The sequence below is a fragment of the Escherichia sp. KCJ4928 genome (genome assembly GCF_004352695.1).
In the GTDB taxonomy this organism is placed as follows: Bacteria; Pseudomonadota; Gammaproteobacteria; order Enterobacterales; family Enterobacteriaceae; genus ECMA0423.
In genome coordinates this window covers 1-7,486 of the sequence record NZ_SJWV01000187.1, presented here as the reverse complement: position 1 = coordinate 7,486, position 7,486 = coordinate 1, and the positions used below count along the sequence as shown (strand labels likewise).

6 protein-coding genes are annotated in these 7,486 nt (G+C 48.0%); 2 read left to right on the top strand and 4 right to left on the bottom strand.

Annotation, left to right across the window (positions count from 1 at the left end; all coding sequences use genetic code 11):
* The first annotated feature begins 112 nt into the window (after positions 1-112).
* Positions 113-1,543, top strand: a complete 1,431-nt coding sequence (locus tag E0D98_RS19590; RefSeq protein ID WP_000918506.1) for an amino acid permease — start codon at positions 113-115, stop codon at positions 1,541-1,543.
* Here the strand turns inward: E0D98_RS19590 and E0D98_RS19585 are convergent, their stop codons facing one another.
* On the bottom strand, positions 1,544-2,452 hold the full coding sequence (locus tag E0D98_RS19585) for a LysR family transcriptional regulator (protein WP_047086300.1): 909 nt from the start codon (positions 2,450-2,452) through the stop codon (positions 1,544-1,546). It abuts the gene before it with no gap.
* Between the two features lie 99 nt (positions 2,453-2,551).
* Between E0D98_RS19585 and E0D98_RS19580 the strand changes: the two genes are divergently transcribed.
* The gene (locus E0D98_RS19580; RefSeq protein ID WP_047089278.1) at positions 2,552-3,142 is read left to right on the top strand and encodes an NAD(P)H oxidoreductase; all 591 of its coding nucleotides are present in this window, start codon (positions 2,552-2,554) and stop codon (positions 3,140-3,142) included.
* 81 nt (positions 3,143-3,223) lie between these two features.
* Here the strand turns inward: E0D98_RS19580 and pflA are convergent, their stop codons facing one another.
* The 3 genes from pflA to focA form a co-directional block, all read right to left on the bottom strand.
* On the bottom strand, positions 3,224-3,964 hold the full coding sequence (gene pflA, locus E0D98_RS19575; protein WP_000111043.1) for a pyruvate formate lyase 1-activating protein: 741 nt from the start codon (positions 3,962-3,964) through the stop codon (positions 3,224-3,226).
* Positions 3,965-4,155: 191 nt separating this feature from the next.
* Entirely contained in the window at positions 4,156-6,438 is a 2,283-nt protein-coding gene (pflB, locus tag E0D98_RS19570) for a formate C-acetyltransferase (RefSeq protein ID WP_001292820.1), read from the bottom strand.
* A 54-nt stretch (positions 6,439-6,492) separates the two neighbouring features.
* Positions 6,493-7,350, bottom strand: a complete 858-nt coding sequence (gene focA, locus E0D98_RS19565) for a formate transporter FocA (protein WP_000642546.1) — start codon at positions 7,348-7,350, stop codon at positions 6,493-6,495.
* Positions 7,351-7,486: the final 136 nt, after the last annotated feature.

Below are 7,486 nucleotides of genomic sequence, written 5' to 3'. Positions count from 1 at the left end.
AAAATGTGCAGCAGGTTATAATTTTGCATTTCGCTATTTCCGCACTTCTTATTTGCCGCGCATAATCCCTCGTTTTACAGATGCCCCTTTAATTTTGGCGAAGGATTTGTCTATGGCTGGGAATGTTCAGGAAAAACAGTTGCGATGGTACAACATTGCGCTGATGTCTTTTATCACTGTCTGGGGTTTTGGCAACGTTGTTAATAACTATGCCAACCAGGGGCTGGTGGTTGTTTTTTCATGGGTGTTTATCTTTGCACTCTATTTCACACCTTATGCGCTAATTGTTGGTCAGTTAGGCTCGACCTTCAAAGATGGGAAGGGCGGGGTCAGTACCTGGATTAAACACACGATGGGACCCGGACTGGCTTATCTCGCCGCGTGGACCTACTGGGTGGTGCATATTCCCTATCTGGCACAAAAACCCCAGGCAATTCTGATTGCGCTCGGTTGGGCGATGAAAGGCGACGGTTCGCTAATCAAAGAATATTCAGTCGTAGCGTTACAGGGGTTAACGCTGGTGCTGTTTATCTTCTTTATGTGGGTTGCTTCACGCGGTATGAAATCGCTGAAAATCGTCGGTTCTGTGGCAGGGATTGCGATGTTTGTTATGTCGCTCCTGTATGTGGCGATGGCGGTAACCGCGCCTGCGATTACTGAAGTGCATATTGCGACCACAAACATTACCTGGGAAACGTTCATTCCTCATATCGACTTTACCTACATTACCACTATTTCAATGCTGGTTTTCGCGGTTGGCGGAGCAGAGAAGATTTCTCCTTACGTTAATCAAACGCGCAACCCAGGAAAAGAATTTCCAAAAGGGATGCTATGCCTGGCGGTGATGGTTGCGGTTTGTGCCATTCTGGGCTCACTGGCGATGGGGATGATGTTTGACTCGCGTAATATCCCGGATGACTTAATGACTAACGGTCAATATTACGCCTTTCAGAAGCTGGGCGAGTATTACAACATGGGTAATACTTTAATGGTGATTTACGCCATTGCGAATACCCTGGGACAAGTAGCTGCGCTGGTATTCTCGATTGATGCCCCGCTTAAAGTGCTATTAGGTGATGCTGACAGCAAATATATTCCAGCCAGTTTATGTCGTACCAACGCTTCTGGTACGCCCGTTAATGGCTATTTTCTGACCCTGGTGCTGGTGGCAATTCTGATTATGCTGCCGACTCTCGGCATCGGTGATATGAACAATCTCTATAAATGGCTGTTGAATCTTAACTCGGTAGTGATGCCGCTGCGTTATTTATGGGTATTTGTTGCATTTATTGCAGTCGTTCGCCTGGCGCAGAAATATAAACCAGAATATGTCTTTATTCGTAATAAGCCTCTGGCAATGACCGTCGGGATTTGGTGTTTTGCCTTTACCGCCTTTGCCTGTTTGACGGGGATCTTCCCGAAAATGGAAGCCTTCACTGCAGAGTGGACCTTCCAGTTGGCGCTGAATGTTGCAACGCCGTTTGTGCTGGTAGGATTAGGACTGATTTTCCCGCTGCTGGCGCGTAAAGCGAATAGTAAATAATTATTGTGGTCGGTGACGCTGACTCTGGCAGATCTGACCCGTTTTTACATAATCGAGAAATGCGCGCAAGCCGCAGGACATATACTGGCGGTTTGGATAATAGATCTGGAAGCCTGAACGCTCTGTGCTCCAGTCTTCCAGTACACATTCTAAACGACCAGTATCAAGGTACTCCTTGATCTGTTCATAGAGCAGATACCCGATACCAGCACCCATCAAAACGGCCTCCAGTTCAGCATCAACATCATCCAGAATGATATTTCCTGCGACAGCAATTTCCAGCTCCTTTGCAAATTGCCAGTGGAAAGGTTTGCCGCTGGGATAACGAAAAACAACACATTGATAATTAAGCAGATCATGAGGATGGCGGGGTTTGCCATATCTTGCAAAGTACTCTGGCGTTGCTGCTACACATAATTTCACTGGTGGGCCGATCGCCACGCTGATCATATCTTTTTCGACGATGCCACTAAGTCGAACGCCAGCGTCAAAGCCCTGTTGGACGATATCGACAAGAGAATCGTCAGTTGTGAGCTCGACTTTAATATCAGGATATTCACGTGTGAAACCAACCAGTAAAGGCATTAAAAATATACGTGCAGCTACCCGGGCGGCATTGATTTTGAGCGTTCCTGTCGGTGTCAGACGAAAATCATTCATCTCATCTAACATGATCTGAATTTCGTCGAAAGCTGGGCGCAATCGTTCATAGAGATTAGAACCCGCTTCCGTTAACGATACGCTTCGGGTTGTCCGATTGAATAAGCGAATTTTAAGACGTTGTTCCAGTGTTTTAATACTATGGCTAATGGCGGACGAGGATAAGCCTAATTCATCGCCCGCTGCACGAAAGCTTTGATTACGGGCCACGGCAAAGAAAGTGGCAAAGTCAGACATATTCATCCGCATTAGTGAAAATCCTTCATTAACTCATCCTGAATCATCACGTTTACAGGATTATGCCGCCTGCGTAAAGTGCGCTCCAGAACTTAACGTGGAGGTAAAATTATGCAGTCTGAACGTATTTATTTGGTATGGGCCCATCCTCGTCATGATTCATTGACCGCACATATTGCTGATGCGATCCATCAGCGGGCAATGGAGCGGAAAATACAGGTGACGGAACTCGATTTATATCGGCGTAATTTCAACCCGGTGATGACGTCGGAAGATGAACCAGACTGGAAGAATATGGATAAACGTTATTCTCCAGAGGTTCATCAGCTTTATTCAGAGCTGCTTGAGCATGACACGTTAGTGGTGGTTTTTCCTCTCTGGTGGTACAGCTTCCCGGCAATGCTAAAAGGATATATTGACAGAGTATGGAATAATGGGCTGGCTTATGGAGATGGGCACAAATTACCATTCAATAAAGTTCGTTGGGTGGCGCTGGTTGGAGGAGACAAAGAATCATTTGTCCAGATGGGCTGGGAAAAAAATATAAGCGATTATTTAAAAAATATGTGCAGTTATCTTGGTATTGAAGATGCCGATGTCACTTTCTTGTATAATACAGTGGTATTCGATGGGGAAGAACTTCACGCGAGCTATTATCAGTCGTTATTATCTCAGGTACGGGATATGGTAGATGCACTATAAGATGTGTTAAAAACGCTGTAGCAGAATGAAGCGCGGAATAAAAAAGCGGCAACTCAATAAAGTTGCCGCTTTACGGGGAAATTAGAACATTACCTTATGACCGTACTGCTCAAGAATGCCTTTCACGCGTTCCATGGTCTCTTTCTTCGGTGGTTTAACACCGTCGAGTTTGTACTCTTCACCCATTGCCACCCATTTGTGTTTGCCCAGCTCGTGGTAGGGGAGAAGCTCGATTTTCTCAACGTTGCCCATATCACGGGTAAATTCACCGAGGCGATGCGCTGAATCGTCATCGTCAGACCAGCCTGGGACAACAACGTAGCGGATCCACACCTTCACATTTTTGTTCGCCAGATATTTGGCGAACTCCAGCGTGCGGTGATTGGAAACTCCAACCAGATTTTGGTGGATCTCGTCGTTCATCTGTTTGAGATCGAGCATTACCAGGTCGGTTACTTCCAGCAGTTCATCAATCACCGGATCGTAACGACGAACAAAACCGTTGGTGTCCAGACAGGTATGAATGCCTTCTTTTTTGCAGGCGCGGAACCAGTCACGAACAAACTCAGCTTGTAGGATTGCCTCACCGCCGGATGCGGTAACGCCGCCGCCGGAAGCGTTCATAAAGTGGCGATAGGTCACCACCTCTTTCATTAAATCTTCAACGGTAACTTCTTTACCGCCATGCGTATCCCAGGTGTCGCGGTTATGACAATACAGGCAGCGCATCAGGCAGCCCTGGAAAAAGGTGATAAAGCGAATACCTGGGCCGTCTACGGTTCCACAGGATTCAAAGGAGTGAATGCGACCAATAACTGACATTGCGGTGTTTCTCCAGATGTGGCCCATCTGAGGCCGTGTTGGTGCGCAGCTCGAAGGCTACGTCGAGTCTGTTTTGGCAGTCACCTTAGAGTATAGATAGCTGACAAAAAAGGCTCTCGTGCTAAAAAAGGCCCCACTTTCGTGGAGCCTTTATTGTACGCTTTTTACTGTACGATTTCAGTCAAATCTAATTACATAGATTGAGTGAAGGTACGAGTAATAACGTCCTGCTGCTGTTCTTTAGTCAGCGAGTTGAAACGTACTGCGTAGCCAGATACACGGATGGTCAGCTGCGGATATTTTTCCGGGTTTTCCATCGCGTCGAGCAGCATTTCACGGTTCATCACGTTAACGTTCAGGTGCTGACCACCTTCGATGGATGCTTCGTGGTGGAAGTAACCATCCATCAGACCAGCCAGGTTGGTCTTACGAACTTCGTCGTCTTTACCCAGTGCGTTCGGAACGATAGAGAAGGTGTAGGAGATACCATCTTTAGCGTAAGCAAACGGCAGTTTAGCAACGGAAGTCAGAGACGCTACAGCACCTTTCTGGTCACGACCGTGCATCGGGTTAGCACCCGGTCCGAACGGCGCGCCAGCACGACGACCGTCTGGGGTGTTACCAGTTTTCTTACCATACACAACGTTAGAAGTGATGGTCAGAACAGACTGAGTCGGGATAGCGTCACGGTAGGTGTGCAGTTTCTGAATTTTCTTCATGAAACGTTCTACCAGGTCAACAGCCAGGTCATCTACACGCGGATCATTGTTACCAAACTGCGGGTATTCGCCTTCGATTTCGAAGTCGATAGCAAGACCGTCTTCGTCACGAATCGGTTTAACTTTCGCATATTTGATTGCAGACAGGGAGTCAGCAGCAACGGACAGACCAGCGATACCACACGCCATGGTGCGGATAACGTCACGGTCGTGCAGCGCCATCAGAGAGGCTTCGTAGCTGTACTTGTCGTGCATGTAGTGGATGATGTTCAGTGCAGTGATGTACTGTTTAGCCAGCCAGTCCATGAAGTGATCCATGCGCTCCATCACTTCATCGTAGTTCAGGAGATCGCCTTTGATCGGTTCAGACTTCGGACCAACCTGCATTTTCAGTTTTTCGTCAACGCCGCCGTTGATTGCGTACAGCATGGTTTTCGCCAGGTTTGCACGCGCACCGAAGAACTGCATTTGTTTACCAACGATCATCGGGCTTACGCAGCAAGCGATAGCATAGTCATCGTTGTTGAAGTCCGGACGCATCAGGTCATCGTTCTCATACTGCAGAGAAGAGGTGTCGATGGACACTTTAGCGGCGAATTTCTTGAAGTTCAGCGGCAGTTTTTCAGACCACAGAATGGTCATGTTCGGTTCCGGAGACGGACCCATGGTGTACAGGGTGTTCAGGAAACGGAAGCTGTTTTTGGTAACCAGGGTACGACCGTCGAGGCCCATACCACCGATAGATTCGGTTGCCCAGATCGGGTCGCCAGAGAACAGTTCATCGTATTCCGGAGTACGCAGGAAGCGAACCATACGCAGTTTCATGACCAGGTGGTCAACCATTTCCTGCGCTTCTTGTTCGGTGATCTTGCCAGCTTTCAGGTCACGTTCGATGTACACATCCAGGAAGGTGGAGGTACGACCGAAGGACATTGCAGCACCGTTCTGAGACTTAACAGCAGCCAGGTAGCCGAAGTAAGTCCACTGGATAGCTTCCTGAGCGTTGGTAGCCGGACCAGAGATGTCGTAGCCGTATTTCGCAGCCATTTCTTTCATCTGACCCAGAGCGCGGTGCTGTTCAGCGATTTCTTCGCGCAGACGGATAGTCTGTTCCAGGTTTACGCCGTTTTCCAGATCAGCCTGCAGAGAAGTGAACTGTGCCAGTTTGTCTTTCATCAGGTAGTCGATACCGTACAGCGCAACGCGACGGTAGTCACCGATGATACGGCCACGGCCATATGCATCTGGCAGACCGGTCAGAACACCAGATTTACGGCAACGCAGGATGTCCGGAGTGTAAACGTCGAACACGCCCTGGTTGTGAGTTTTACGGTATTCAGTGAAGATTTTTTTGATCATCGGATCCAGTTCGCGGTTGTACGCTTTGCAGGAACCTTCGATCATTTTGATACCACCGAACGGGATAAGAGCACGTTTCAGCGGAGCTTCAGTCTGCAGACCAACGATTTTCTCAAGCTGCTTGTTGATGTAGCCAGCGTCGTGAGAGGTGATGGTGGAAGCAACAGCGGTGTCAAAGTCAACTGGCGCGTGAGTGCGGTTTTCCAGTTTAACGCCTTCCATTACTTTGTCCCACAGGGTGGTGGTCGCTTCAGTAGCGCCAGCCAAGAAGGACTCGTCACCCTCGTACGGAGTGTAGTTTTTCTGAATGAAGTCACGGACGTTTACTTCATTCTGCCAGTCACCTTTGGTAAAACCTTCCCAGGCTGTGGCTAACTTTTCATTAAGCTCGGACATGTAACACCTACCTTCTTAAGTGGATTTTTTATTTACTGCGTACTTCGACAACCATTAATGGTGGTCGTTTTCACGCAGGTAAATGACCCAGTATGTCAACCCAACCAACAAACCACCACCGATAATGTTGCCGATCGTAACCGGAATCAGGTTATCAGTGATGAAATTCATCACGGTCAGGTGAGAAAAATTTTCCGGTGCAGAACCGACAGCGGTCCAGAATTCCGGAGATGCGAAGTCGCGGATTACAATACCCATCGGGATCATAAACATGTTTGCGATACTGTGCTCAAAACCGCTGGCAACAAACATCGCGACCGGCAGCACCATAATGAACGCTTTGTCCATCAGGCTACGGCCAGAATAACTCATCCATACTGCCAGACATACCATCAGGTTTGCCAGGATACCAAGGCAGACGGCCTCAATAAAAGTATGGTGCACTTTGTGGTCGGCGGTTTGTAGGACGTTTAGTCCCCATTGACCATTTGCGGTCATATACTCGCCGGAAAGCCACATTAAAAGTACAAACAGCAGTGCGCCGACCAGGTTGCCAAAATAGACATTTAGCCAGTTTTTCGCCAACTGACCCCAGGTGATGCGCCCACTCGCCTTAGCAACAACAATCAACACTGTGGAAGTAAAGAGATCGGCTCCGCAGACAACACAAAGAATCAGCCCCAGAGAGAAGCAAATGCCGCCAACCAGTTTTGCCATGCCGAAGGGCATTGTGCCTGTGCCAGTGGTTGCTGTGATATAGAAGACGAATGCGATTGAGATGAAAACACCGGCGGTAATCGCCAGATAGAAAGTCTTAAGCGGATGTTTCGTTGCTTTATAGACACCCGCCTCTTCGGCCACTTTGGCCATTGCAGCAGGAAGTAAAAGATCAAAAGGGTTGTCAGCTTTCACACTAACTCTCTCTTTATTAAGTCGGCGACGAGATACTAACAAAGCATTATAGATGAGAAATTGATATAGATCATATCTCGCCTGGCTTATAGGCCCGTAACTCGCATGGTTTTTATGCAAATACGGAGTAAATATT